Origin of the sequence: Rhizobium sp. YTUHZ044, assembly GCF_051123975.1 — a bacterium.
Lineage (GTDB): Bacteria > Pseudomonadota > Alphaproteobacteria > Rhizobiales > Rhizobiaceae > Rhizobium.
The window spans coordinates 54967-79486 of sequence record NZ_CP101426.1; the positions used below are offsets into that span (position 1 = coordinate 54967).

Annotated in this window: 26 protein-coding genes and 1 pseudogene; 12 read left to right on the top strand and 15 right to left on the bottom strand. The window is 61.8% G+C overall.

The genetic code is table 11. The annotated features are described in order from the left end of the window. Positions 1-187: 187 nt before the first annotated feature. The 5 genes and pseudogenes from NL154_RS00270 (at position 188) to truA (ending at position 4161) form a co-directional block, all read left to right on the top strand. Entirely contained in the window at positions 188-1684 is a 1497-nt protein-coding gene (locus NL154_RS00270; protein ID WP_221145824.1) for a globin-coupled sensor protein, read from the top strand. 98 nt (positions 1685-1782) lie between these two features. Then, a complete protein-coding gene (def, locus tag NL154_RS00275) occupies positions 1783-2298 on the top strand; it encodes a peptide deformylase (protein ID WP_088390317.1) in 516 nt (171 codons plus the stop codon). Positions 2299-2315: 17 nt separating this feature from the next. After that, a pseudogene (locus tag NL154_RS00280) lies at positions 2316-2405 on the top strand (type II toxin-antitoxin system VapC family toxin); the annotation flags it as partial. A 20-nt stretch (positions 2406-2425) separates the two neighbouring features. Further along, entirely contained in the window at positions 2426-3361 is a 936-nt protein-coding gene (gene fmt, locus NL154_RS00285; RefSeq protein WP_210629420.1) for a methionyl-tRNA formyltransferase, read from the top strand. Beyond that, complete coding sequence (gene truA, locus NL154_RS00290; protein ID WP_210629419.1) at positions 3361-4161, top strand: tRNA pseudouridine(38-40) synthase TruA; 801 nt, start codon at positions 3361-3363, stop codon at positions 4159-4161. The genes fmt and truA overlap by 1 nt, the downstream gene beginning before the upstream one ends. Before the next feature lie 18 nt (positions 4162-4179). Here the strand turns inward: truA and NL154_RS00295 are convergent, their stop codons facing one another. The 3 genes from NL154_RS00295 to dapD form a co-directional block, all read right to left on the bottom strand. Beyond that, positions 4180-4776, bottom strand: coding sequence for a hypothetical protein (locus NL154_RS00295; RefSeq protein ID WP_210629418.1), 597 nt, complete (start codon positions 4774-4776; stop codon positions 4180-4182). Further along, positions 4763-5956, bottom strand: coding sequence for a succinyl-diaminopimelate desuccinylase (gene dapE, locus NL154_RS00300; protein WP_210631702.1), 1194 nt, complete (start codon positions 5954-5956; stop codon positions 4763-4765). Before dapE ends, NL154_RS00295 begins: the two co-directional genes overlap by 14 nt. 101 nt (positions 5957-6057) lie before the next feature. Then, positions 6058-6918, bottom strand: coding sequence for a 2,3,4,5-tetrahydropyridine-2,6-dicarboxylate N-succinyltransferase (gene dapD / locus NL154_RS00305; RefSeq protein ID WP_085776755.1), 861 nt, complete (start codon positions 6916-6918; stop codon positions 6058-6060). A 194-nt stretch (positions 6919-7112) separates the two neighbouring features. Between dapD and NL154_RS00310 the strand changes: the two genes are divergently transcribed. Next, positions 7113-7976 carry an LOG family protein gene (locus NL154_RS00310; protein WP_221153756.1) on the top strand — a complete coding sequence of 288 codons (864 nt, stop codon included), beginning with the start codon at positions 7113-7115 and terminating at the stop codon, positions 7974-7976. 58 nt (positions 7977-8034) lie between these two features. On the opposite strand, the gene NL154_RS00315 is transcribed toward NL154_RS00310, so the two are convergent. Next, positions 8035-8652 carry an EF-hand domain-containing protein gene (locus tag NL154_RS00315; protein ID WP_221163601.1) on the bottom strand — a complete coding sequence of 206 codons (618 nt, stop codon included), beginning with the start codon at positions 8650-8652 and terminating at the stop codon, positions 8035-8037. 108 nt (positions 8653-8760) lie between these two features. Then, positions 8761-9477, bottom strand: a complete 717-nt coding sequence (locus NL154_RS00320) for a pyrimidine 5'-nucleotidase (protein ID WP_210629415.1) — start codon at positions 9475-9477, stop codon at positions 8761-8763. Positions 9478-9580: 103 nt separating this feature from the next. On the opposite strand from NL154_RS00320, the gene NL154_RS00325 reads away from it, so the two are divergent. Both NL154_RS00325 and NL154_RS00330 read left to right on the top strand, forming a co-directional pair. Further along, positions 9581-10654, top strand: a complete 1074-nt coding sequence (locus NL154_RS00325) for a bifunctional transcriptional activator/DNA repair enzyme AdaA (protein ID WP_434733401.1) — start codon at positions 9581-9583, stop codon at positions 10652-10654. After that, entirely contained in the window at positions 10651-11421 is a 771-nt protein-coding gene (locus NL154_RS00330; protein WP_221145831.1) for an isocitrate lyase/PEP mutase family protein, read from the top strand. Before NL154_RS00325 ends, NL154_RS00330 begins: the two co-directional genes overlap by 4 nt. A 66-nt stretch (positions 11422-11487) precedes the next feature. Here the strand turns inward: NL154_RS00330 and NL154_RS00335 are convergent, their stop codons facing one another. Then, positions 11488-12636, bottom strand: a complete 1149-nt coding sequence (locus NL154_RS00335) for an alpha-hydroxy acid oxidase (protein ID WP_210629412.1) — start codon at positions 12634-12636, stop codon at positions 11488-11490. Positions 12637-13193: 557 nt separating this feature from the next. Continuing rightward, the gene (gene argB / locus NL154_RS00340) at positions 13194-14081 is read right to left on the bottom strand and encodes an acetylglutamate kinase (protein ID WP_210629409.1); all 888 of its coding nucleotides are present in this window, start codon (positions 14079-14081) and stop codon (positions 13194-13196) included. A 145-nt stretch (positions 14082-14226) separates the two neighbouring features. Here argB and NL154_RS00345 point away from each other — a divergent pair, with 145 nt between their 5' ends. From NL154_RS00345 to NL154_RS00355, 3 genes are all read left to right on the top strand, one after another. After that, entirely contained in the window at positions 14227-14766 is a 540-nt protein-coding gene (locus NL154_RS00345; protein WP_434733402.1) for a sigma-70 family RNA polymerase sigma factor, read from the top strand. Beyond that, positions 14763-15482, top strand: coding sequence for an anti-sigma factor (locus tag NL154_RS00350; protein WP_210629407.1), 720 nt, complete (start codon positions 14763-14765; stop codon positions 15480-15482). The genes NL154_RS00345 and NL154_RS00350 overlap by 4 nt, the downstream gene beginning before the upstream one ends. Before the next feature lie 126 nt (positions 15483-15608). Further along, positions 15609-16166 carry a fasciclin domain-containing protein gene (locus tag NL154_RS00355; RefSeq protein ID WP_210629406.1) on the top strand — a complete coding sequence of 186 codons (558 nt, stop codon included), beginning with the start codon at positions 15609-15611 and terminating at the stop codon, positions 16164-16166. Positions 16167-16279: 113 nt separating this feature from the next. Here NL154_RS00355 and NL154_RS00360 read toward each other — a convergent pair whose 3' ends face one another. The 8 genes from NL154_RS00360 to rpmH all read right to left on the bottom strand — a co-directional run bounded on the left by NL154_RS00360 (position 16280) and on the right by rpmH (position 21985). Next, positions 16280-17356 (bottom strand): sensor histidine kinase, encoded by a 1077-nt coding sequence (locus tag NL154_RS00360; protein WP_434734129.1) that lies wholly within the window; start codon positions 17354-17356, stop codon positions 16280-16282. Positions 17357-17588: 232 nt separating this feature from the next. Further along, on the bottom strand, positions 17589-17864 hold the full coding sequence (locus NL154_RS00365) for a hypothetical protein (protein WP_210629405.1): 276 nt from the start codon (positions 17862-17864) through the stop codon (positions 17589-17591). Positions 17865-18029: 165 nt separating this feature from the next. Continuing rightward, positions 18030-18254, bottom strand: coding sequence for a hypothetical protein (locus tag NL154_RS00370; protein WP_434733403.1), 225 nt, complete (start codon positions 18252-18254; stop codon positions 18030-18032). Positions 18255-18384: 130 nt separating this feature from the next. Then, positions 18385-18594: a cold-shock protein gene (locus NL154_RS00375; protein ID WP_016737600.1), complete on the bottom strand. Its 210-nt coding sequence runs from the start codon at positions 18592-18594 to the stop codon at positions 18385-18387. 244 nt (positions 18595-18838) lie between these two features. Further along, on the bottom strand, positions 18839-19492 hold the full coding sequence (gene yihA, locus NL154_RS00380; RefSeq protein ID WP_434733404.1) for a ribosome biogenesis GTP-binding protein YihA/YsxC: 654 nt from the start codon (positions 19490-19492) through the stop codon (positions 18839-18841). Between the two features lie 139 nt (positions 19493-19631). Beyond that, entirely contained in the window at positions 19632-21428 is a 1797-nt protein-coding gene (yidC, locus tag NL154_RS00385; protein WP_210629401.1) for a membrane protein insertase YidC, read from the bottom strand. Beyond that, on the bottom strand, positions 21428-21829 hold the full coding sequence (rnpA, locus tag NL154_RS00390) for a ribonuclease P protein component (protein ID WP_210629400.1): 402 nt from the start codon (positions 21827-21829) through the stop codon (positions 21428-21430). The genes yidC and rnpA overlap by 1 nt, the downstream gene beginning before the upstream one ends. A 21-nt stretch (positions 21830-21850) precedes the next feature. Beyond that, positions 21851-21985 carry a 50S ribosomal protein L34 gene (gene rpmH / locus NL154_RS00395; RefSeq protein WP_008524438.1) on the bottom strand — a complete coding sequence of 45 codons (135 nt, stop codon included), beginning with the start codon at positions 21983-21985 and terminating at the stop codon, positions 21851-21853. Positions 21986-22403: 418 nt separating this feature from the next. On the opposite strand from rpmH, the gene NL154_RS00400 reads away from it, so the two are divergent. Next, a complete protein-coding gene (locus NL154_RS00400; RefSeq protein WP_210629399.1) occupies positions 22404-24401 on the top strand; it encodes a methyl-accepting chemotaxis protein in 1998 nt (665 codons plus the stop codon). Positions 24402-24520: the final 119 nt, after the last annotated feature.

Sequence of the window (24520 nt, forward strand, 5' to 3'; positions counted from 1 at the left end):
ATAACAGAAGATGGGGCAATATATAGATCAAAACGTGAACAAAATCGGCAATTCCCAATATCCTCTCTGTCGCTTTCCTCGCCGACGCGGAAAATCGCTGCCAGTTTAATCATTGCTCAACCATATTGGCCAAAATCTGTGCCAATGAATTCCCTCCCGCGCCGTTGCGCCAAGTACAGAGATTTCCATGACATCCCAGCAGACCGACAGTGCCCTCAGACAGCGTCTCGATTTCATCGAACTGGACGAGGCGGCGCGCCGGTCGATGCGGGATATCAGCCCCGTCATATCAGAGCTGATCGGCGCTGCCCTCGATAAGTTTTATGCCAAGATCGCCAGGACCCCCGCCGTATCGGCTTTTTTCGCCGATAAGAACCATGTCGCCCACGCCAAGAAGCACCAGCAGGATCATTGGAGCAAGCTTGCCGGCGGCGCCTTCGACGAGAGCTATGTGGACGGCGTGACCGCGGTCGGCCGAACGCATGCCCGCATCGGGCTGGAGCCGCGCTGGTATGTCGGCGGCTACGCCCTTGTCATGTCCGAACTCGTCAAGGGCATCATGGAGAAGCAGTGGCCGTCGGTCTTCGCGCGCCAGCAGGGCAAACTGCTCGCCGAGAAGCTGTCGGCGGTCATCAAGGCGGGCATGCTCGACATGGATTATTCCATCTCGGTCTATCTCGAGACGCTTGAAGCCAAACGCCAGGCTCTTGAAGAGCAGCGCGCCCAAGCCCAATCCGACCAGGCGCTTGCGCTCGAGCAGCTGCGCCGCGGCCTGGAGGCGCTGTCGAACGGCGATCTCGAGGCTACCCTGCCGTCCGACCTGCCAGGTGATTTCCGGCAAATGGCCGAGGATTACAATCGTGCCGTCAAGGCGCTTCGCCAGTCCTTTGCATCGGTGCGGGACACGTCCGGCCATATCATGAACGGCGCCGACGTCATTTCCAATGCGACCAACGACCTGGCGTTGCGCACTGCCCAGCAGGCGGCGGGCGTCGAGGAGAGCTCGGCCGCCCTGCAGCAGCTTTCCGTCAGCGTCGGCCAGACGGCCGCCAATGCCGAGAAGGCTTCGGACGCCGTACGCGAGACGCAGCAGAAGGCGAAGAATTCGGGTGAGCTCGTCACCAGCGCCGTTTCGGCGATGGCCGGCATCGAGAAATCCTCGACGGAGATTTCCAAGATCATCGGCGTCATCGACGAAATCGCCTTCCAGACCAATCTTCTGGCGCTGAACGCCGGCGTCGAGGCAGCGCGCGCCGGCGATGCCGGCAAGGGTTTTGCCGTTGTCGCCCAGGAAGTGCGCCAACTTGCCCAGCGCACGGCCGAGGCTGCCAAGGAGATCAAGAACCTGATCTCGCAGAGCTCGACCCAGGTCAACGAGGGTGTCGGCATCGTCTCCAGCACTGGCGAAGCGCTGAACGACATGATCGGCCGCATCGACATCATCAACCGCTTCGTCGCCGATATCGCCGCCGCCGCTCGCGATCAGGCGACCGGCGTCAACGAGGTCAGCGTGGCAATCCGCAGCATGGGCGAGATCACCCAGCAGAATTCCGGCATGGTTGAGCGCACGTCGGCGGAAACCGGTCGCCTCAAGGACGAGGTGGACCAATTGATCGAATTGCTGCGCCGCTTCCGCGCCCGCTCGGAAGGCCCTGCCGTCGTCGCGGCTCGCCGGGTGGCGTGAGGCGAATATGGCGAAATTCCGGGCGGGGATGCAAAAAAGCGCCTTCCCCGCGCGCCGGATAATTCCATAGCGGGAAAAGATGGGTTATGGGAACGCCCATGACCATCAAGCCACTCATCATTCTTCCCGACCCCGTTCTTCGTCAGCTCTCCAAGCCGATCGAGCGTGTGGATGCCGACCTGCAGCGCCTTGCCGACGACATGCTGGAAACCATGTACGACGCGCCGGGCATCGGCCTTGCCGCAATCCAGATCGGCGTGCCGCGCCGCATGCTGGTCATCGACGTCTCCCGCGAGGGCGAGGAAAAGCAGCCGCAGGTCTTCATCAATCCGGAGATCGTCAAATCGTCCGACGAGCGCTCAGTCTATGAGGAAGGCTGCCTGTCGATTCCTGATTATTATGCCGAGGTCGAGCGGCCGGCTGCCGTCTCGGTCAAGTATCTCGACCGCAACGGCAAGGAACAGACAGTGGAAGCCGACGGGCTGCTCGCCACCTGCCTGCAGCACGAGATCGACCACTTGAACGGCGTGCTTTTCATCGACCATATCTCGCGGCTGAAGCGGGAGATGGTGATCAAGAAGTTCACCAAGGCTGCGAAATCCAAGGCGCTCTGATAACGCAATGAGAATTGGTCGGGAACGGCGCACTGCTCGCCACCCGCAGGACCAGAGATTTCGAGGGGCTTGATCTCAAGCTCGTAAACCCGTTTGAAGACGGCTGATCCTCAACTGGCGAGATAAAATGTCTCTTCGCATCATCTTCATGGGAACCCCGGAGTTCTCGGTTCCGACCCTGCGCCTGCTCGTCGATGCCGGCCATAGCATCGTCGCCGTCTATACGCAGCCGCCGCGGCCGGGGGGCCGGCGCGGGCTCGATCTGCAGAAATCGCCGGTGCATCAGGCGGCCGAACTGCTCGGTCTGCCGGTCTTCACGCCGGTCAATTTCAAGGATCCAGAGGAGCACGAGAAGTTTGCCGCGTTCAAGGCCGATGTCGCCGTTGTCGTCGCCTACGGGCTGCTGCTGCCGGAGGCGGTTTTGAACGGCACCCGCGAGGGCTGCTATAACGGCCATGCCTCGCTGCTGCCGCGCTGGCGGGGTGCCGCACCGATCCAGCGGGCGATCATGGCCGGCGATGCAAAGACCGGAATGATGGTGATGAAGATGGACAAGGGGCTCGACACCGGCGCTGTCGCGCTGACCCGCGAGGTCGAGATTGGCCCGAACATGACGGCAGGCGAACTGCACGACCGACTGATGCAGGTCGGCGCCAAGGCGATGGCGGAAGCCATGGTGAAGCTTGAAATGAACGACCTGCCACTGACGCCTCAGCCGGAAGACGGCGTGCTTTATGCCGCCAAGATCGACAAGGCCGAGACGCGCATCGACTTCGCCAGGCAGGCGCGGGATGTGCACAACCATATCCGCGGTTTGGCGCCGTTTCCGGGCGCCTGGTTCGAGCTTGAGATCGGCGGCAGGCCTGAACGGGTGAAGGTCCTGGGCTCAGAGCTGGCTGAGGGGCAGGGGACGGCCGGACAGTTGCTGACCGACGATCTGGTCGTCGCCTGCGCCTCTGGCGCAGTGCGGCTGACACGGCTGCAAAAAGCAGGCGGCAAGCCGCTCGCCGCGGCCGATTTCCTCAGGGGCACGCCGCTTGCGGCGGGCACGAGGCTTTCCTGATGCCGCGTTTCCGCATGACCGTCGAATATGACGGCGGCTCCTATGTCGGCTGGCAGCGGCAGGAGAATGGGCCCTCGGTGCAGGGGGCGATTGAGGCGGCAGTACTGTCGCTGACCGGCGAGACCGTGTCGATCCGCGGCGCCGGCCGCACCGATTCCGGCGTCCATGCCATGGGACAGGTGATCCATGCCGATCTTTCCAAGGCCTGGTCGCCTTACAAGCTGCAGAACGCGTTGAATGCGCATCTGAGGCTTGCCGGCGAGCGTGTCTCCATTCTCGACGTCGAGGCGGTTCCCGATTTTTTCGATGCCCGCTTTTCGGCGCTGCGGCGCCATTACCTCTATCGCATCGTCAGCCGCCGGGCGCCGCTGGCGCTCGAAGCCGGCAAGGCCTGGTGGGTGCCGAAGGCGCTCGATCACGAAGTCATGCACGCCGCCGCCCAGAAGCTGGTCGGCCGGCATGACTTCTCCACCTTCCGCTCCGCCCATTGTCAGGCGAACAGCCCGGTGCGCACGCTCGACCGGCTTGATGTGACGCGCAGCGGCGAACTGATTGAAATCCGCGCCACCGCGCAGAGCTTCCTCCACAACCAGATCCGTTCCTTCGCCGGCACGCTGAAGCTCGCCGGCGAAGGCAAATGGACGCCCGAAGATGTGCAGGCAGCGCTGGAGGCGCGCGACCGCAAGGCCTGCGGCCCGGTGGCGCCGCCCGAAGGGCTCTATTTCATGCAGGTGGATTATCCCGAGGTGATCACCGACCGGCGCAGGCCCGCCGATGAAAACGACGATGATCTGTCGTAAAGCCTCCGCCGAGGCTGGTCAGGCCGGATAAATGCCGAGGAAGTGCTGCAGATATTCCGAAAGGATCATCGACGGCACCAGCAGCACCAGCGTCAGCGCCCCGACCATCAGCGCGTGATCGTGGCAGATCATTCTGAGAATGCGCGCCAAAGCGAAGACTTGCGCCAGCATGAAGGCGAGCAGCAGCAGCGAGACGAGGCCGACGGTGCCGGGCAGGAAGAACACCAGAGCCAGCAGCAGACCGTTGATATAGGAGAGCGGTACGCCGAGCCAGTTGACGCTGACGACGACGGGGGCGAAGCGCTCGCCCATGCGGAAGGCAAGCAGCAGCAGTCCGGCAAAGACCAGCGGCACGAACCAGTTGGCGACCTCGACGAGGCCGAGCCTGATGTAGAAGGCAAAGTCGACATCGGCCTCCGGCGGCATCGACCGCAGGAAGGCCTGTCGCCACCAGAGCCAGGAAATGCCCATCGGCGGCAGGCACCAGGCCATTGCCCAAAACGATCGGTTGACGCCGCGCTCCGACAGATCGAGGAAGCGGAAGCCGCGCGGATCCATCCGGATCAGCAGCCAGAGGCCGGCCAGGTAATACTGGACTTCCCTAAGACCCGGCATGGGCGAACCAGCGGTCGATGAAAGTCTCGTAGATCGCCGTCAGCGTCTCCAGATCGGCAACTGTGACGCGTTCGTCGACCATGTGCATCGTCTGGCCGACCAGGCCGAACTCGACGACCGGGCAATAGTCCTTGATGAAGCGCGCATCCGACGTGCCGCCGGTGGTCGAAAGCGCCGGGGACCGGCCGGCCACACTTTCGACGGCAGACGACAGCGAAGCGATCAGGGCGTTGTTGCGGGTCAGGAAGACATGGCTTGGCCGGTCGGCCCAGACGATATCGTATCTGACCGGCTCGCGGCCCGGACGCAACTGGCCATGGCCGGCGGCGGCTTCGAGTCGGCGCAGGATTTCGGCGCGCAGCGTTTCGACGGTCCAGCTGTCGTTGAAGCGGATGTTGAAGCTTGCCGATGCCTTGGCCGGAATGACGTTCGTCGCAGGATTGCCGACATCGACCGTCGTCACTTCGAGGTTCGACGGCTGGAAATCGTCGGTGCCGCCGTCGAAAGGCGGATCCATCAGCGCCTGCGTCAGCTGCAGCATGCCGCGCACCGGATTGTCGGCAAGGTGCGGGTAGGCGGCATGGCCCTGAACGCCGTGTACGATGATCCTGCCCGACAGCGAGCCGCGCCGGCCGATCTTGATCATGTCGCCGAGCCGGTCCGGATTGGTCGGTTCTCCCACAAGGCAGGCGTCCCAGCGTTCGCCGCGCTCCGCCGCCCATTGCAGCAGTTTGATCGTGCCGTTGATCGCCGGGCCTTCTTCGTCGCCGGTGATCAGGAAAGAGACCGAGCCGGCCGGCGGCCCGTGTTTTTCGATATGGCGGGCGACGGCGGCGACGAAACAGGCGATGCCGCCCTTCATGTCGACGGCGCCGCGTCCGAAGAGCTCGCCCTTTGATATCTCCGCGGCAAAAGGCGGGTGCGTCCAGGCAGCTTCATCGCCAACCGGCACGACATCGGTATGGCCGGCAAACATCAGATGCGGTCCGTCGCCGCCGAGGCGGGCATAGAGGTTCTCGATGTCGGGTGTTCCCTCTTCGCTCGCCTTCACTTTGTCGACGTTGAAGCCGAGCGGTGCGAGCATCGCTTCCAACGCCGTCAGCGCGCCGCCTTCGGCTGGTGTGACGGAGGGGCAGCGAATCAGCGTCTGCAGATTGGCGACGGGATCGGTAGCGGTCATGGCGGTCGAACTATCCGGCGGGAATGGCAAAGACATGGCAAGGCGAGGCCGCCTCGCCCAAAAAGACGTCGCCTGTTTACCGGATCAATGCCCCGGTGTCATCAATCTCTGAGCAGCTCGTTGATACCGGTCTTTGAGCGGGTCTGTTCGTCGACGCGCTTGACGATGACGGCGCAGTAGAGGTGTGGCGCCGGCTGGCCGTTTGCCATCGTCGCATTGGCCGAGGCCATCGAGCCGGCGACGACGACCGAATAGGGCGGCACCTCGCCGTACATCACCTCGCCGGTGGCGCGATCGACGATCTTGGTCGACTTGCCGATATAGACGCCCATGCCGAGCACCGAGCCTTCGCGGATGATGCAGCCTTCGACCACTTCGGAACGGGCGCCGATGAAGCAATTGTCCTCGATGATGGTCGGGCCGGCCTGCATCGGCTCCAGCACGCCGCCGATGCCGACGCCGCCGGAGAGATGCACGTGTTTGCCGATCTGCGCGCAGGAGCCGACCGTCGCCCAGGTGTCGACCATCGTGCCTTCGCCGACATAGGCGCCGAGATTGACGAAGGAGGGCATCAGGATCGCATTCGGGGCGATATAGGCCGAGCGGCGCACGACGCAATTCGGCACGGCGCGGAAGCCCGCGGCGCGGAACTGGTTTTCGCCCCAATTCTCGAACTTCGAGGGAACCTTGTCCCACCAGGTGGAGTTGCCGGAGCCGCCCTTGACCACCTCCATGTCGTTGAGGCGGAAGGACAAGAGCACCGCCTTTTTCAGCCACTGATTGACCGTCCAGGCACCGTCGGCGCCGCGGGTCGCGACGCGAGCCTTGCCGGAATCGAGCAGATCGAGGGCCGCTTCGACCGCATCACGAACCTCGCCCTTCGTCGACACGTTCACATTGTCGCGATTGTCGAAGGCCGCTTCGATGGTCTTTTCCAGGGATGCGAGGTCGGTGGCGCTCATGAGAATTCCTTAAACTTCGATCTTTATCGTGGAGACGGCGGAGTCTCCGGAGATGCGATCGGCGTGGGTTTGTCCTGCTCTACAGCATGCACCCGTAGAACGGAATGATTTTTCGAACAAGATCATACCTGGATTCAAGGCGTTATAGCGACATATCCGGTTTCACGGCCGGCAATACTGAAAGGCATTTCGACATGGCAAAGGGACGAAACGGCGGTTCGCGGCGCAAGGACGGCGTATGGGACCCGTTGAAGAGCAGCTCGACCGACAGGCAGCGCGCCGAAGCCGTGCCGAAGACGCCGCAGACGTTGTCGCCGGCCTATCGCCTCGCCTATGTCGACGAGGATTTCCTCTGCCGCGAGGAGTTGCGGCCGATCCGGCTGCAGCTGGAACTCTTGAAGACCGAGATGATGCTGACCGAACGCGGCATCCGCTCGACCGTCGTCATGTTCGGCGGTGCCCGCATTCCCGCTCCCGGCCAGAGCGCCTGGGCGGCGCGCAACGAGATCCAGCGCGCCAATCTGGAGGCGGCCTCCGTCTATTATGACGAAGCGCGCAAATTCGCCCGGCTCTGCTCGAAATATTCGGCGGGCTTCGATTTCCAGGAATATGTCATCGTCACCGGCGGCGGCCCCGGCGTCATGGAGGCGGGCAATCGCGGTGCGGCCGACGAGGGCGCACCCTCCATCGGTCTCAACATCGTGCTGCCGCACGAACAGGCTCCGAACGTCTATGTCACGCCGGAACTCAGCTTCAACTTCCACTATTTCGCCATTCGCAAGATGCATTTCATGGTGCGCGCCAAGGCAATCGCGGTCTTTCCCGGCGGCTTCGGAACGCTCGACGAATTCTTCGAATGCCTGACGCTGATCCAGACCGGCCGCATGGAACGTCTGCCGCTGATCCTTTTCGGCGAGGCCTTCTGGCGCCGCATCATCAATTTCGAGGCCTTGGCCGAATTCGGCACGATCGCACCCGACGATGTCAAGCTGATCAGCTTCGTCGACACCGCCGACGCCGCATGGAAGATCGTCCAGGATTTCTACGAACACTCGTAAGACACGTCTCTTTCCCCGTCGCAACGGGGAAAGAGCAAGGGCAATGGTTCGTCCGCCCTTACAGCAGCGGCCGATCCGGCATGTCGTCGATCGAGATGACGCCGTCCTTGTCGCGGTCCATCCGCGTAAACAGCTTGTCGAAGGCGGCGACCGCCTCCCGTTTGGAAATCTGGCCGTTTTCGTCGGTGTCGATCCGATGCATCATCATCGAGGCGTGCATGATGTTGCCGCCGTGGCGCATCCAGCGATGACCATCATGGCCGTCGCGCGGCGGCCGCCCGGATTCGCTGTCCGGCATGTCGGGCGCGGCGTTCGCGTCCTTCTCGTCGCCGGCGTCCTGCTTGTGCTGATCTCTCATCGCCTGCAGCTGCGTCTGGCGGTACTGGCGGATTTCGCCGGGCGTCAGCGACCCGTCATTGTTGGTGTCGATCGCAGCGAAGATCTTGTCGAGGCCGCTGCTCGCCTCCTCCTTGGAGACCTTTCCGTCCTTGTTCGCGTCGAACTCCTTGAGCATGCGGACATAGGTGATTTCAAGGAAGGCGTCGCGGCCCGGTCGGTCCATGCCGGCATGATGCGGGCGCGGTCCGTCGCCCGGTGCGGCAAAGCTTGCCCCGGCTGCGACGCCGAAGATAAGGACGGAGGAGAGCGCTGCCAGTATCGGCTTGTTGCGGTACATCGTATTTCCCTTTCGTAAGGTGTCCCCTCACGAAAGACGCTACGGCAGCGGGCCTCAAAGACCCAGTTAAACATCGGTAAGTTGGGTGAAACTTTCGTAACCTGGCGGTCAGCCGCCGGATCTGGTCACCTTGCCGAGAAATGCAACGAGGTCGTCGGTGACGAAATCGATGTGATCCTCGTCGCCGCTGGTCTTTTCCCACCATTCGACGACGGTCTCTTCCAGATTGCGCGGCACCAGCAGCACGGTCTGCATGCCAAGCGCCTTCGGCACGGTCAGATTGCGCGGCAGATCCTCGAACATCGCCGCCTTGTTCGTTTCGACGCGCTTTAGCGCCGCAAACTTGTCGTAGGTCGCCTGCGCCGGCTTCGGCACGTAATCGGCGGCGACGATGTCGAAGATATCGTCGAAATGCTCGAGAATGCCGAGCGCTCCGGCGGTCATTTCGGCATGTTTGACGCTGCCATTGGTGAAGATGAATTTGCGCCCCGGCAGCGCCTTGATCGCTTCGCCGAGTTCGGGCTGTGGCATCAGCGCCGAATAGTCGATCTCATGGGCCTTTTCGAGGAAGTCGTTCGGGTCGATGCCGTGATGGATCATCAGGCCCTGCAACGTCGTGCCGTGGTCGAGATAATACTGCTTCTGCAGCTTGCGCGCTTCTTCCCGTTCCATCTGTAACAGCGCCGCGACATAGGCGGTCATGTTCTTGTCGATCTGCGCGAAAAGATTGATGTGATGGGGATAGAGGGTGTTGTCGAGGTCGAACACCCAGTCTGTCACGTGTTCGAAATCGGCTTTTTCAGGCGTACGGTCGATCTTGGTCATGGCCGCCCTTATCGCACGGCTGCTCGCCCAAGGAAATCGACAAGAAAAAATAGACGCCCGATTTTCGGCGGACGCGGCCGGCGTTGGATGTTAGAAAGCGCACATGCTTTTCCAACGCCCCGACGACGATACGCTCTATGATGCCCTGATTGCGCGCAGCGCCGATTATGAGGGCCAAGCCTATGTCTGCGTGAAGACGACGGGCATCTTCTGCCGCCTGACCTGCCCGGCGCGCAAGCCGAAGCGGGAAAACACGCTCTTCCTCGAGACGATTGCCGCCTGCATGCATTCCGGCTTCCGCCCCTGCCGGCGCTGCAGGCCGCTGGAGCAGCCCGACAGGGAACCGGTCGTCGATCTGCTGCTTGCCGCGCTCGACGACGAGCCGGAGGTTCGCTGGAGTGAGGATGAGCTCGTGCGCCGGGGCCATGATCCCTCGACCGTGCGGCGCGCCTTCAAGCGGGCGCTCGGCATGACCTTCCATGACATCGTCCGCTATATCAGGCTCGGAGAAGCGGCCCGGCAGCTGGCGGATGGGGCGCGTGTCATCGATGCCCAGATCGACGCCGGGTACGAATCTTCGAGCGGTTTCCGGTCGGCGTTCCAGCGGCTCGTCGGCAAGGCGCCGGCGCTCTCGCAGAATCGCGAACTGCTCTTTGCCGATTGGTTCGATACGCCGCTCGGACCGATAATCGCGGTCGCCGACAAAACACACTTGCATCTTCTCGAATTTCACGATCGCAAGGCGCTGCCGAGCGAACTGGTAGTGCTGCAGAAGCGCGTCCGCTCCTCCGTCGCGATCGGCCGCACCCCGGTGATCGATCAGATCGAGGCGGATATCCGCGATTATTTCGAAGGTCGGCTGACCGTCTTCAGGACGCCTCTGGCGCTTGGCGGCACGCCCTTCGAAAAGCATGTCTGGGCAAGGCTGATGGAGATCCCCCTCGGGCAGACGCGCGCCTATGGCGATCTCGCCAGGGAGATGGAGAGGCCGGAGGTCGTGCGTGCAGTCGGCCGCGCCAATGGCGCCAACCAGCTTGCCATCATCGTGCCCTGTCACCGTATCCTCGGCGCCGATGGTTTCTTGACCGGTTACGGCGGCGGGCTCTGGCGCAAGCAATGGCTGCTGCGGCATGAAGAGAAGATCAGTACGCAAGCAAGGATGGAGGAGACAGCATGAACCAGACTGAAAAGGCCAAGGCATTCGCCGCGCTTCACCGGAAGGGCGATCCGATCGTGCTCTACAATATCTGGGACGCCGGCACGGCAAAGGCCATTGCCGATGCCGGCGCCAAGGCGCTTGCGACGGGAAGCTGGTCGGTCGCCGCCGCCCACGGCTTTGCCGACGGCGAGAAACTGCCGATGTCGGTGCTTGTGGAGACGGCCAAATCCATCACCGATGCCGTCGACCTGCCGCTTTCGGTCGATTTCGAAGGCGCTTATTCCGCAGATCCTGACAGGGCGGCCGCCAATGTCGCCGAGCTGATGGAGGTCGGCGCCATCGGCATCAATTTCGAGGACCGTGTGGTCTCGGGCGACGGACTTTATCCTGTCGAGAGCCAGGCGGCCCGCATCCGCGCCATTCGCGCCATGGCCGACGGCAGAGACATCGCCTTCTTCATCAACGCCCGCACCGACCTTTTTCTGGCCGAGAGCGATCTCTCCAAACATGCCGGCCTGGTGGACGAGGCGATCGAGCGGGGCAGGGCCTATGCGGCAGCGGGCGGCAACGGCTTCTTCGTGCCCGGCCTGATCGAGCCCGCCTTGATCGAAAAGATCTGCGCGGCATCGTCGCTGCCGGTCAACATCATGATGCGGGCAGGCGCCCCCGAAGTGAAAACCCTGGCAAAGCTCGGCGTCGGCCGCATCAGCTATGGGCCGGGACCCTACCGGTCGATGATGGAAAAGCTGAAGCAGGCGGCGGCGGCGATTTATAGCCAGCTCTGAAGCCAATACGCTCGAGGGCCGCATCCGCACGAAAGGTTGCGGCCCGCAGCGACATCGCGTTTGCGCTCAGGAGCGGAAGCGCAGATTGCGCCGCGTCAGCTGGTCGACCGAGGTGCAGCCCATCAGCTTCATGTCGCGCTCGATCTCGGTGCGCATCGTCTCCAGCGCGCGTTCGACGCCGGGCTGTCCGGCAGCGGCGAGGGGGAATAGATAGTAGCGGCCGAGGCCGACGGCCTTCGCGCCGAGCGACAGGGCCTTCAGAACATGCGTTCCCCGCTGCACGCCGCCATCCATCATCACGTCGATGCGGTCGCCGACGGCATCGACGATCTCGGCGAGCTGGTCGAAGGCGCTGCGCGAGCCGTCGAGCTGGCGTCCGCCATGATTGGAAAGCACGATGCCGGTGCAGCCGATCTCGACCGCGCGCTTGGCGTCCTCAACCGACATGATGCCCTTCAGGCAGAATTGCCCGCCCCAGGCCTGCACCATGTCAGCCACGTCGTTCCATGACATGGAGGGGTCGAGCATTTCGGTGAAGTAGCGGCTGATCGACAGCGCGCCGCCGTCCATCTTGACGTGGTTTTCGAGCTGCGGCAGCCGGAACGCCTCATGCGTCATCCAGTCGATCGCCCAGGACGGCTTGATGGCAAACTGCATCATGCCGGCGAGATTGAGCTTGAAGGGAATGGCAAAACCGGTGCGCTTGTCGCGCTCGCGGTTCCCGCCGGTGATGCTGTCGACCGTCAGCATCATCGCCTGCACACCGGCATTTTTCGCCCGCGCCATCATTTCGTGGTTCAGCCCGCGGTCCTTGTGGAAATAGAACTGATAGACCTGTGGCCCGTCGCTGATCTGCCTGGCCTCCTCCAGGCTGATCGTGCCGAGTGAGGAGACGCCGAACATCGTGCCGTGTTTTGCCGCTGCCGCCGCGACCGCCCGTTCCCCCTGGTGATGGAAAAGCCGCTGCAGCGCCGTCGGCGAGCAATAGACCGGCATGGCGAGCTTCTGCCCCATGACCGTCACCGACATGTCGACCTCGGCCACGCCGCGCAAGACGTCGGGCACCAGATCGCAAGCCTCGAAGGCCGCGCTATTGCGCCGATAGGTCACCTCGTCATCGGCGGCACCATCGATATAGTCGAAGATCGGCCCGGGAAGACGCTGTTTGGCCATGCGCCGGAAATCGTGGAAATTATAGCAGTCTGTAAGGCGCATCTTTTGCTCGACCCGTTTATATTTCGGGCCGCAACCTAAAGCACGATTCGAAATCTTGCCAAGGCTTCATTATACGATTTGCGACCTCTCGAACGGGATATCGTCATTTAGGGGCGATGGATCCGCGCGAAGATCGACAACCACGGCATCTTCCAACACCTCTATTCCGGCGCCGCATACATCTCATAGCCGCGGCATCGGGCAATCTCTTCATGGACGCGGCACCCACCAACCTCCCTCTGCTGAGGTGCGCAGGCCGAAGGCCGGAGCCTCGAAGGACACGCGCCAACGCCGCTCCTTGCATTCATCAATCGTCCGAGCACCCGCCTCGCCCTTCGAGGCCCCTTCGGGGGCCGGGGTGAGGCTCTCTTGGGCTTTGGCGCTTCATCTCCGACGCAGCCGATGCAGAAGCTACGCTACCTTGCTCCGGCAAATCCTATGCCGTCGGGTCACCGGATAAACGAGCGCGGGGAGGAGGGACGAGCTGGGCAGCCGCTGCGCCCGTGCGCGACGTGAGGAAGATGCGCCCTTCGTTCCGGTGAAGGGCGCAGCCTTGATCAGGGAACGATCAGCGTTCCGATGCCGTGCTCGGTGAAAATCTCGAGCAGAACGGAATGGGCGGTCTTGCCGTTCAGGATGACGACGCCCTGGACGCCGGCCCTGATCGCATCGATGCAGGTCTCGACCTTCGGGATCATGCCGCCTGAGATCGTGCCGTCGGCGATCAGCGCATGCGCTTCGGCGACGGAAAGCTCCTTGATCAGCTGACCTTTCTTGTCGAGCACGCCGGGCACGTCGGTCAGGAACAGCAGACGGGTGGCGTTGAGCGCGCCGGCTATGGCGCCGGCGAAAGTGTCGGCGTTGATATTGTAGGTGGCTCCGTCGCGCCCCGGCGCCACGGGCGCGATGACCGGGATCATCTCGGAGCGGGCGAGCAGATCGAGCAGCGTGCGGTCAACCTCGACCACTTCGCCGACGAAGCCGAGATCAAGCACCCGCTCGATGTTGGAATCCGGATCTTTAATGGTCTTGCGCGCCTTTTCGGCGAAGACCATGTTGCCGTCCTTGCCGCAAAGGCCGATCGCCCATTCGCCGGTCTGGTTGATCAGCGCGACGATCTCCTTGTTGATCGAGCCAGCGAGCACCATCTCGACGATCTCGACCGTCTTCTGGTCGGTAACGCGAAGCCCGCCTTCGAATTTCGATTCGATGCCCATCTTGGTCAGCATGGCGCCGATCTGCGGGCCGCCGCCGTGAACGACGATCGGGTTGACGCCCGACTGCTTCAAAAGCGCGATATCGCTGGCAAAGGCCTTGCCGAGCTCGGGATTGCCCATCGCATGGCCGCCGTACTTCACCACGATCGTCTTGTTTTCATAACGCTGCATGAAAGGCAGCGCCTGGGCGAGAAGACGTGCCTGGATTTCGCTTTCGGACTCGTTCATGGGGACCCCGCAGGAGTTGATCGCGGGCCTTTTATCGCAAGTTTCTGACAGAGGGAATAATCCAGAGGGCAATAGTTTTTCGTATCTGGCGCGGAGCCGGTGGCCCTGACCGTCCGGCATACGTGAGCATGATATGAGGAACTGCATGCAAGGCGATGAGATTGCAGACCTGATCGGCCGCGTCGCGCTTGGCGACCGCACGGCCTTTACGGCTCTCTACAACCAGACCGGACCGAAACTTTTTGCGATCTGCCTGCGCATCTTGAAGGATCGCATGGAAGCCGAGGAGGCCCTGCAGGAAGTCTATATCAGCATCTGGCAGCGGGCCCGAGGCTTCCAGGCAGCCGCGGGTTCGTCCTCGGCATGGCTCTCGGCGATTGCCCGCAACCGGTCGATCGATGCGCTGCGGGCGCGCAAGCCCGTCGCCGACGAAATCGACAGCGCCTACGATCTTGCCGATGCCGCACCCGACCCGGAAAGGCAGACGGTGACGAGGGATGAAGGAAGGCGGATTGACACCTGCATGGAAGAGTTGGAAGCTGATCGTGCGGTCGCGGTGAAACGGGCTTATGTCGAAGGGCTGAGCTATCAGGAACTGGCGGATCAGTTCGGCGTTCCGCTGAACACGATGCGGACCTGGCTCAGGCGCAGCCTCTTGAAACTGAGAGAGTGCATGGAACGATGACATCGCCCGACAAAAGCAAGGGAGACCGCTCCCGCGACGAGGTTCTCGCCGGCGAATATGTGCTTGGCGTCCTATCGCTGCAGGATCGCCGGGTGGTGGAAGAACGCATGCGCCACGATCGGCCCTTTGCCGCCATCGTCAGCCGCTGGGAAACCAACCTTTCCGCCTTCAACGACGAATATGACGGCGTCGCGCCGAGCCGGGAAACCTTCAAGCAGATCGAGTCTCGGTTGTTCGGCGATGCCGGAAAGCCCGGATCCTTTTCGCAGGGACTGTGGAATTCGGCGGTCTTCTGGCGCTCACTGGCCTTCGCCTGCATCGTCGTTGCCGTCAGCGCCGTCATCTTCGCCTCCGGCCTCGTACCCCAGCCGCAGGGGCCGGCACCGCTGGTCGCCGAACTTTCGGGCCAAAACAACGCCATCAATCTCCGCGCCTCCTACGAGATCCAGAGCGGTCGGCTGAAGATCGTGCCGGTCGCAGCCGGCAAGCCGGAGGAGAAGTCGCTGGAACTCTGGCTGGTGCCGGGCAGTGGCGTGCCGAAATCGCTCGGCGTCTTCCAGCCGGGCGAAAGCGGCGAGCTCGTCATTCCCGCCGAACTGCGCAAGAATCTTGCCGACGGCGCAAACCTTGCCGTCAGCCTCGAACCTTTCGGCGGTTCGCCGACGGGGCAGGCGACCGGTCCGGTCATCGCGAGCGGCACGGTGCACCGGCCATAACGCTGGCTAGAACGAAAATCATCTCTCCTGCCTGAAACTCTTCGGCGCTGCCTTTCGTAGTTCGAAATGTCGGGACGACGCTCAGGCATAAAGCCGGCGGACAGTGCCCGGCCAGAGGAGAAAATCATGACCAAGAATTTGTTGCGCGGCCTCACCTTCGCGGCTGCCATTTCAGCCGTGGCCTTCGCCGCTTATGCGAAGAACCCCAAGGTCGGCGGCGCTGCGATGTTCGAAACCAAAAACATCGTCGAAAATGCCGTAAACTCCAAGGATCACACGACGCTGGTCGCCGCCGTCAAGGCTGCCGGTCTCGTCGGCACACTCGAGAGCAAAGGGCCCTTCACCGTTTTTGCGCCGACCAACGAGGCTTTCGCCGCCTTGCCCAAGGGCACCGTCGATACTTTGCTTAAGCCGGAGAACAAGGCGACGCTCACAAAGGTTCTGACCTGCCACGTGGTGGCGGCCGACGCGATGGCGAGGACCGTCGCCAAGATGATCAAGGATGACGGCGGCGAACACGACATCAGGACGGTCGGCGGCTGCGTGATCAAAGCCAGGGAGGATATGGGCAAGATCACGTTGACCGACGAAAACGGCACTGTCGCCCATGTGACCATCGCCGATGTCAAGCAGTCGAACGGCGTCATCCACGTCGTCGACAAGGTTCTGCTGCCGAAGATGTAAGTGTGTGTATCGGCGGAGGGCGCGCTCTTCGGGCGCGCTCCAAACCACCTGCGAATGGTGCCCAGCGTCTAGCGGTTCCGCTAGCTAATGGAGCGGCGGCGCCGCTGATATAGCTATTGGGCCGCTTCGACTCTTGGGAACGCGAGCGAGACACTCATTCCCCTGCCGGGGGAAGAGCTGACTTCGACCTGGGCGCGGGCGTTCTGTTTCAGGGACTGGATGATCATGGCGCTCAGTTTTCCGGGGTTCGGCCAAGGCACATTCTCAGGAAGGCCGACCCCGTTATCGGCGACAGTGATCCTGCATCCGGTGTCGCTGACGACACAACGCAGCATGATCTCTCCGCCATCCCGCCCTACGAAGGCATGCTTGAATGTGTTGGTCAGGAGCTCGTTAACGACGAGTCCGGCAGGCATTGCCACGTTCACGGAAACCGGCCAGGTGTCCACCTTCATGTCGATTCGGATCCCTTCCACAGCGTGGGCGGCCATGACCGACGCGGCGATCTGGCTCACATAGCTGCCGAGATCGATCATCGCGCCTTTGTCTTCGTCCGACAGTGCGCGGTAAAGCAGAGCCAAGGCTTCGATCCGACCCGCAAGACGTGCAAACCGCTCGCTCTCCTCGTTCTTTTGAGCATTACGCGCTTCCATTCGGATCAGCGCCGTTATCATCTGCAGATTGTTCTTCACACGATGCTGAAGTTCTCGCAGAAGGACATCCTTCTCGGCCAGCAGCTCGCTGAAGCTCTGGCCACCCGTCACCTCGTTGCGGGCAGCGAAGGCGACCAGACGGAAAAGCGGGACGTCATCATCGTTGACGATCGTGTTCGACCACACGTCGATAGTCACATCGCTTTCCGGTTCTGCCACGAGCGAGAAGGCGCCAATATATTCCTCCGCCGTGGTCACAGCGGCTGCAAGCGTTGTCTCCCCGGAGACTGCACTGCAATTCACCTCGATGTCCGTCCAGCGTTTCCCCTCCACCTGTCTGGCGGTCAGCGCTGTCAGCCGTTCGAATTCGAGGTTTACGTAAATTAGCTTTTCACAGGTGCCGAGCTCGGAGACCGCCACTGCAAATGGGACATGATCGAGAAAGTGTCGAAACCGATCGTCATCGAGGGCTTCGGCAAGATGGGGAAGGTTGCCGACGCCTTCTGGCGGAAGGGCTTCGTCTTTGCTGTCAGTCATGGATGGTTTCTCGCGGACGCCGCTGCGCTTCAACAGCATGAGATCAAGCGTTGCTTCAAAAACTGCGATGGCGCAAGCACAATCGATGTCGCACGTCTAAACAGCCGGTGTTCAAATGCTGCAACTGTCAGGGATCTCGATGCTCTGCAGCTGCCGTGAACGCGACGGTCGACGTTACTGGTCGGCAGGCCTCTGTTGGCCCCAAGATCATGCGTCAGCGTCGGTCGCGAGGTTACGCCCGGTCAAAAGTGAACGAGGTCAGTAGCGTGGTGACAAAATTGCTGGCCCTTTCTTTGACCAGAACTTCCGTCCACTCGTCCGTCCCGCGCAGCCGCAAATCCGTATAAATACTGTCCACGGCTGCCTCCTCTATGCGCTTGATATGCGACTTGAACGACGCCTCGCCGCCGCCATGATACATGTCTCGGATCACCATGCGCAAAATCTCCTGGATGGCGATCTGCCATGCTGTATTGATCGACTGGAGTTCCTTCGTATCCTCTGCCATTGCGGTGTCCTTTGATATGAGTGAACTGTCAGCACGGTCTGCCCGTCCTGTTGCCGCTTTTTGAACCCGCTGAGGCGATGCGGTGCGGTTCGTGCGCGAGAACCGGCGCAGATCGGCATGTCTGCGGGTAGCCGCATAGGGCTCGCAGCGACCTTTTTCCGGTGATCAGAAGGCTTTGGCGCGTTTCGCAAGGAGAGCAGACATGGCCGAGGCGCGATCGTCGCGTTGCTTCGCCAGCCGTGCTTCCCGCAATCGCATCGTCTTTGCCTGTTGCGACTGGGCGTGGGATTCCAGCTCTTCCATCGCCTTGTTCTTCGCGAAAAACTGGGACTGGATGTTGCCGAAGGCGATCTCCGCCCGTTGACGCGATTTGCTGTATGTTTCTGTCATTTCTTCTCCGATATTGAAGGGCTCGACTGCGAGCGAAAACAAAAAGGCCAGGCAGATTGCCCGGCCTTAAATGAATCGGTGCTTCCGGCAGTGCCAGTACATCCGTGGTCAAAGGGAAGCAGATACCGATTTAAGCCTTCTGGAGATTGCAAGCGGACATTTTGCCCGACTTGTGGTCTCGCTCGAGATCGAAGCCGATCTTCTGGCCTTCGACGAGTTCGCGCATTCCGGCACGCTCGACGGCGGAGATATGAACGAAGGCGTCAGCACCGCCATTGTCGGGCTGAATGAAGCCGAAGCCCTTGGTGGAGTTGAACCATTTAACTGTGCCAGTGGTCATGATGAACCCTTTCATAGCAATATTGAGAAACCGCAAGGCGTCAACGCGATGCGGATGGCGGTAACGATTTTTGAAAGGAAGTTCGTTCAGGCCGCGGTGCTAATCGCGCGATAACCAAGCCAGCAAGCAAAATTCGATAAGCACTATATAGGTCGCCTATTCCGGCGCGTCAACCTTTGGTATTTTTGTTTGACGGGAAAATAAACTTTTAGCTGCCTCAGTGAGTATAATGGAGGTCGGATCGTTATTTCCAATTCGCGATCCCGACAGTTTCGGCGATCGCCTGGCGCAGATCATCGAGTCCGTCGCCCTTTTCGGACGAGGTGGACAGCACGTAGGGATAGGCGGCCGGGCGTTTGCGGATCTTGTCCGCCGTCTCGGCAAGCAGCTTGGGAACGGCCGGCGCCTTGATCTTGTCGGTCTTGGTCAACACCACCTGGTAGGAGACGGCCGCTTTGTCGAGCAGATCAAGCACGTCATCATCGTTCTTCTTGATGCCGTGGCGGCTGTCGATCAGCACGTAGACGCGCTTCAGCGTCGCGCGCCCGCGCAGATATTCGAAGACGAGTTTGGTCCACTTGTCGACCTGCTCCTTCGGCGCCTGCGCGTAACCATAGCCCGGCATGTCGACGATCGCCGTCGGCGGCAGGTCGCCGGCCTCGCCGGAATAACCGTCCGGAACGAAATAGTTGAGCTCCTGCGTGCGCCCCGGCGTGTTCGATGTGCGCGCCAGGCCCTTCTGGCCGACCAGCGCATTGATCAACGACGACTTGCCGACATTCGAGCGTCCGGCGAAGGCGACTTCAGGCGGTCCTTCCGGCGGCAGGAAGTTGAGCGACGGGACGCCGCGGATAAAGATCCATGGGTGGCCGAAGAGCGGCTTTTCGGTTTCGGGCATGCGGGCTCGGCAATCTCGGGGTTCGGTCTTCTGTCGGCTTCGTGGTTTTACGGGCGGATGTCAAGCTTTCAGGCGGGCAGCGTCTTGCGTACGAGGCGGCCGGAAATGAAAAGCCCCGCCGGAGCGGGGCTTGTGGGCATCATTTCGACGGCGCCGTCTTTCGTCGGAACAGACCCTTCAGATTGTCGAAGAGTTCGATCTTCACGCCGTGGCGCTTCATGATCACCGACTGCTGGATCACCGAGAGCGTGTTGTTCCAGGCCCAGTAGATGACGAGACCGGCCGGGAAGCTTGCCAACATGAACATGAACACCAGCGGCATCCAGTTGAAGATCATTGCCTGCGTCGGATCGGGTGGCGTCGGGTTCATGCGCATCTGCAGGAACATGGTGACGCCCATGATCAGCGGCCAGACACCGAGATGCAGGAAGGTCGGCGCCTCGAAGGGCAGCAGGCCGAACAGATTGACGATCGTCGTCGGATCGGGCGCCGAAAGGTCCTTGATCCAGCCGAAGAAAGGCGCGTGCCGCATCTCGATGGTGATGTAGATCACCTTGTAGAGCGAGAAGAAGATCGGGATCTGCAGCGCCACCGGCCAGCAGCCGGCGATGGGGTTGATCTTCTCGTCCTTGTAGAGCTGCATCGTCGCCTGCTGCAGCGCCATGCGGTCGTCGCCGAATTTCGCCTTCAGCTCCTCCATCTTCGGCTGCATGCGCTTCATGTTCGCCATCGAAGCGTACTGCTTGCTGGCGAGCGGGAAAAACAGCGCCTTGACGACGATCGTGGTGCACAGGATCGCCACGCCGAAATTGCCGAAGAAGCGATAGAAGAAGTCCATCAGCTTGAACATCGGCTTGGTGATGAAATAGAACCAGCCCCAGTCGATCAGCCGGTCAAACTTGGGGATCGAATAGGAGGCCTCGTAGCCGTCGATAACAGGCACTTCCTTGGCGCCGGCGAAAACGAGGTTCTTGAGCTCGATCGACTGACCTGGCGCAACTGTGAAGGCGTCATCTTTGTAGTCGGCCTGATAACGCGGCTGACCGTCAGAAAAATAAGAGAATTTCGCCTCATATGCAGCGCTCTGCGGCGGAACGATCGTCGCCGCCCAGTATTTGTCGGTAATGCCAAGCCAGCCGCCGGTGGATTTCGCCGGCGACACGGCTTCTTTCTCGACGGCGCTATACTTGCTTTCGATCAGGCCGTCATCGCCGATGACGCCGATAAAGCCCTCATGCAGGACGTAGACGGACGGCGTCGTCGGCTTGTTGTAGCGCATCACGCGGCCGTAGGAGGAGAGCGAGGCGGGCGCCTGGCCGGTATTTTCGATCTTGTCGACGACGGTGAACATGTAGCGCTCGTCGACGGAAATCGTGCGGGTGAAGGTCAGGCCCTTGTCATTGGTATAGGAGAGCGTCACCGGTGTCTTCTCGGTGAGTTTGGCGCCCTCCGGAGCCGTCCACAGCGTCGACGGACCAGGGACGGTGCCCGTGGCGTCGCTGCCGATATAGCCGAGCTCCGTGAAGTAACCATCCTTGGTTTCGGCCGGGCTGAACAGCGTGATGGTCGGGCTCGAGTCGTCGACGGTCTCGTGATAGCCCTTGAGCTTCAGATCGTCGAGCCGGGCGCCGGCAAGGTTGATCGAGCCGGAAAGCGCAGCAGTATCGATGGCGATGCGCGGCGTCTTTTCGAGCGCCTGCTCGCGCGTCGCCGTCGCGGCCGCCTGGCCGGACGGGGCCGCGCCGGTCGTCTGGGCAGGTGCCTGGCCGCCGCCTGCCGCAGGCTGCTGCGTCTGCTCGGTCTGCTGTTGCGCCTTCTGGGCTTCCTGCGTCTTGCGCTGGGCTTCGATGCGCGGATTCATATAGAGAAACTGCCAGCCGAGGACGATCAGCACCGAGAGAGCGATCGCAATGAAATAATTGCGGTTGTTTTCCATCATACGTTCCTGGGGCGTCCGTCTCCGGAGCGCCGGTGTTTCGGCCTGGTTTCCACGCGAAGCTTCAGCTCCGCGGCCAATTCCTGGAAGGACGCATCAAGTACGTCCCTGCGCGCGACAACCACATAGTCGTGTCCGGGCTGCATTGCAAATCCCGCATGAAGCCGCACCGCCTCTTTCAGGCGGCGGCGCATACGGTTCCGTTCGACCGCGTTGCCATGTTTTTTGGTGACTGTAAAACCGACGCGCGCCTGGCTGTCGGGTTCCTTCCGGTCGAGCACTTCGAGCAGGAAGAGGCCGCCGCGGCGTTTTTCGCCTTCGCGCGCGGCAAGAAACTGCGGGCGGCTTTTCAGCCGCCCGACAGTGTGTTTCTTCTCACTGGTCGTCAATTCGCCCGCCATCTCTTCTCGGGCAACCCGGCCTTAAGCCGAGAGACGCTTGCGGCCCTGCGCGCGGCGGGCAGCGATGACCTTGCGGCCACCCTTCGTGGACATGCGCGCACGGAAGCCGTGGCGACGCTTGCGAACAAGCTTGGATGGTTGGTAGGTACGCTTCATTTATTTAAACACCGCGGAGTGCGGCCCTTCTTGAATTTGCATGATGCAAGGAGCGTTGTTTTTCGAACGGGCGGGCCATGAAGGCCTTGGGTGACCGGACGTGCGGCGGCTTATACGGATGAAGGCCGCCAAAGTCAATTATATCAGATCATTTCACTGGTAATGCTGATCGGCGCTTGGTTTTCGCACGCAAGTGTTAACAAGTTTGCTTTGCTCTGACAGGTTGTACTTTGTCGCAGCCGCGATAGAAAATCATGATTTTCAGCGACTTGCGTTCGGGGCGGGCGCCGGCATCGCTCATTCTCAGTGACATAATCGTAAATATTAGAAATCCAACTTTAAGGAATTTCGCCGATAGTCGGCTCATCGGCTGGGAATTTGCTTTCCAGGCAGTTTGGGGTAGCTAGGAGGCACTGCATTGAAGATCCGCGGGAAAATTAATTTGCTGGTTTGCGTGATGGGCGCGGTGGCGCTTCTGATCGGCGCAACGGCATTGTCGGCCATGCACGAATACAGCCGCAACCTCACGGCCTACGAGCAGGCCGCCGCCCGCGCCTATGCCGGCGAGCGCCTCAACCGTTTCGTTACCGCGGTCGTCATGGAATCGCGCGGCATCTATGCGGCCAAGACGATCAAGGATACGCCGAATTTCGCCAAGGGCATCACGGCCGCTCTCGACGAGATCGATAAGGTCATCGCCGGCTGGGCGCCGCTCGTTCCGGAAAGCGAGAAGGCCGATTTCGCCAAGCTCGTCTCCCGCGCCGCCGAATTCCGCACCTTCCGCACGGAAACGGCCCGCCTCGGCACGGAAGTCGGGCCCGAGGCCGCCAGCCAGCAGGGCAACAATGAGGCCAATCGCGCCAACCGCAAGGCCTTCCAGGCTGAAATCGACGCGGTCGTCGCGACCGACAAGGCAGCGCTCGAAGCCGTCAACGCCGAGATCGAAAGTTTCCGCTCCTGGGTCCTGATGCTCGTGCTCAGCATTACCGGCATCGGCATCGCGGTCGGCATCGGCATGGGCTTTTATATCGGCACCAGCCATCTGAGCCGCCCGATCAAGCGTGTCACCCACGCGATCAAGGAGGTCGCCAACGGCAATTTCGACGCCGAGGTTCCCTTTGCCGGCCGCAAGGACGAAATCGGCGAGATGGCCGCCGCGGTGGCGGTCTTCAAGGAGAACGGCCTTGCCGTCAAGCGCCTGAACGCCCAGGAGGCGGCGATGCGCGCCAAGAGCGATGACCTGCAGTCGAGCATGTCCGTCGTCGTGGCCGCGGCTGCGGCCGGCGATTTCAGCCATCGCATCGACAAGGATTATCAGGACGAGAACCTCAATCAGTTCGCCGGCAATATCAACACGCTGCTGTCGAGCGTCGATGCCGGCATCGGCGAGACCCGCCGCGTCATCGCAAGCCTTGCCGAAGGCGACCTCACCCAGACGATGAACGGCAATTTCCAGGGCGCCTTCGCCGAGCTGCAGCAGAACGTCAACAACAGCTTCGTAACGCTGCAGGCGACGATGCGCGAAGTGCGCGAGACGACCGAAGCGATGAACGGCAACACCGCCGAGTTGCGCAATGCCAGCGACGACCTCTCGAAGCGCACCGAGCAGCAGGCGGCAGCGCTCGAACAGACCTCTGCGGCACTCGACGAGATTACCGCCGTCGTCCAGAACTCGACCGAGCGGGCGCATGAAGCAACCGTCATGGTGTCCGAAGCCAAGGAAAATGCCGGCCGCTCCGGCGTCGTCGTCCGCAACGCCGTCGAGGCCATGGGCCGCATCGAGCAGGCCTCGCGCGAAATCAGCCAGATCATCAACGTCATTGATGAGATCGCCTTCCAGACCAACCTCCTGGCACTGAACGCCGGCGTCGAAGCCGCCCGCGCCGGCGAGGCCGGCAAGGGCTTCGCGGTGGTCGCGCAGGAAGTGCGCGAACTCGCCCAGCGTTCGGCGACGGCCGCCAAGGACATCAAGGCGCTGATCACCAAGTCCGGCGACGAGGTGCAGGTCGGCGTCAAGCTCGTCCAGGCGACCGGTGAGGCTCTGTCCGAAATCGGCACCCGCGTCATCGCCATCAACGACCATATCCATTCGATCGCCACGGCCGCGGTCGAACAGTCGACCGGCCTCAAGGAGGTCAACACCGCCGTCAACCAGATGGATCAGGTGACCCAGCAGAATGCCGCGATGGTGGAGGAAACCTCTGCCGCCACGCACCGGCTTTCGGCCGAAGCCAATGGGCTGGTACATCTCATCGCCCGCTTCAAGCTGTCGGATGCGGCGGCGCCCGTGGCGCTTGTGCGCAACGAGCCGCACAGGCAGCCGGTTGCCTCGCCCGCCCGCCGGGCGATCGCCAAGGTCGCCCGCGCCTTCGGCGGCAGTTCCGCCCCGGCCGAACAGAGCTGGGAAGAGTTCTGATTTTCCATAATAGAAGACTTTTCCAATGCCTGGCTTTTGCCCCTCACCCTCACCCTCGCCCTCTCCCCGTAAAATGGGGCGAGGGGACGTGCCCCACGAGAGGTTGGCGACGGACGGAG